At 63.1% G+C, this 1,786-nt stretch carries 2 protein-coding genes and 1 pseudogene; 1 reads left to right on the top strand and 2 read right to left on the bottom strand.

The genetic code is table 11. The features are described 5' to 3' along the window. Positions 1–657: pseudogene (locus EN939_RS32695) on the top strand (AsmA-like C-terminal region-containing protein); the annotation flags it as partial. Positions 658–679: 22 nt separating this feature from the next. Here the strand turns inward: EN939_RS32695 and EN939_RS32700 are convergent. Together EN939_RS32700 and EN939_RS32705 are read right to left on the bottom strand one after the other, a co-directional pair. After that, complete coding sequence (locus EN939_RS32700; protein WP_127271643.1) at positions 680–1,498, bottom strand: ABC transporter permease; 819 nt, start codon at positions 1,496–1,498, stop codon at positions 680–682. A gap of 4 nt (positions 1,499–1,502) precedes the next feature. Then, positions 1,503–1,786: ABC transporter permease subunit (locus EN939_RS32705; protein WP_127271644.1), on the bottom strand; the 284-nt coding region annotated here is incomplete at its 5' end.

Consider the following 1,786-nt stretch of genomic DNA (forward strand, 5'->3'; position numbering starts at 1 on the left):
GCCCAGGTCAAGGATGGTCTGTCCGTCTTCGACATCTCCGATGCCTCGGCCTTCGGCGGCAACATCCAGACCAGCCTTCGCTTCGATCGCAAGCCGGAAGGCTCACAGGTCGAAATCCGCCTTCTGGCGTCCGACATCGACGGCGGTGCATTCGGCACGGCGGCAGGGATGACGCGGCTGGTGCCGGTCGGCACGGGCACCGTCTCGGTGATCCTCAAGGGGCCGGGCAGAACCTGGGATTCCATCTTCGACAATGCCGACGGCTCGGTCTCGGCGACCTTCGGGCCGGGTGCGTTGAGCAAGCTCAACCTGCCGGCCTTCCTCAAACATACCGAACAGGGCGGCTTCTTCGCGCTCGACGATGTCTCTGACGGAACATTGCCGATCGACGGTGCCGAGATCAAGGCCACCATTTCGAAGGGCGTGGCGCGGATCGACAAGGCCGAGGCCAATTCAGCGAAGTACAAGATCTGGCTGTCCGGCATCGCGTCCTACGCCGGGCGCGGACTGGCCTTGTCCGGCGGCGTCATTCAGCCTGACCAGGCGGCAACGCAGGCCAACGGCCAGCAAGGTCCCAACCAGTCATCATTCTTCGTCGGCGGAACCTGGAGCACGCCGTTCATTTCCCCGATCAGCCGCGGCGTTTCGGGGGAATAGGCGACACTGCGCCTTCTGTCTTTCACCCGCGCTGCGCCACCTGCTCGTCGAGCTGGCGCTGCACCTCACGCCGCTTGTTGGCAAGCGAGGCGATGATGACGCCCATCGCCACGACGGCGATCAAAATGGTACAGGCGGCGTTGATTTCCGGCGTCACGCCGAGGCGAACCTGGCTGTAGATCTTCATCGGCAGCGTCGTCGCGCCCGGCCCGGAGGTGAAGCTTGCGATGACCAGATCGTCGAGCGAAAGCGTGAAAGCCAGCATCCAGCCGGAGACGATCGCCGGCATGATGACCGGCAATGTGATCTGGAAGAAGGTCTTCACCGGCGTTGCGCCAAGATCCATCGCGGCTTCTTCCAGCGAGCGGTCGAAAGTCATGAGCCGCGACTGCACGACCACGGCGACGAAGCACATGGTCAGCGTGATATGGGCGAGCGTCACGGTGAGAAAGCCACGGTCGAGCCCGACCGCGACGAAGAGCAGCAGCAGCGACAGGCCGGTGATCACTTCCGGCATGACCAGCGGCGCAAAGACCATGCCGGAGAACAGCACCCTGCCCTTGAAGCGCGTGTAGCGGGTCAAGGTGAGTGCCGCCAGCGTGCCGAGAACGGTCGCTACCGTGGCCGAGATCAGGCCAACGCGCGCCGTCACCCAGGTCGCGTCCATGAGGCCCTGATTGTGGAACAGCGAGACGTACCATTTGGTCGAGAAACCGCCCCAGACCGTAACCAGTTTCGACTCGTTGAACGAGAAGACGATGAGCAGCACGATCGGCAGATAGAGAAAGGCAAAGCCAAGCACGATCGAAGTGATGTTGAAGCGGCTCCAGGTGGCGTTCATGAGGTCACCTGTCCATTTCCTGAGCGCGCGCCTGGGCCCGCTGGAAGAGCATGATCGGCACGATCAGCAGCAACAGCAGGATGACGGCAACGGCCGACGATACCGGCCAGTCGCGATTGGCGAAGAACTCGTTCCACAACGTCTTGCCGATCATCAGCGTCTGCGAGCCGCCGAGCAGATCGGGAATGACGAACTCGCCGACGGCCGGAATGAACCCCAGCAGACAGCCGGCGATGACGCCGGGCAGCGACAGCGGGAAGGGGATCTTCCAGAACGCACTTGTCGGCG

It is taken from the genome of Mesorhizobium sp. M7A.F.Ca.CA.002.05.1.1 (assembly GCF_003998335.1).
Classification (GTDB): domain Bacteria; phylum Pseudomonadota; class Alphaproteobacteria; order Rhizobiales; family Rhizobiaceae; genus Mesorhizobium.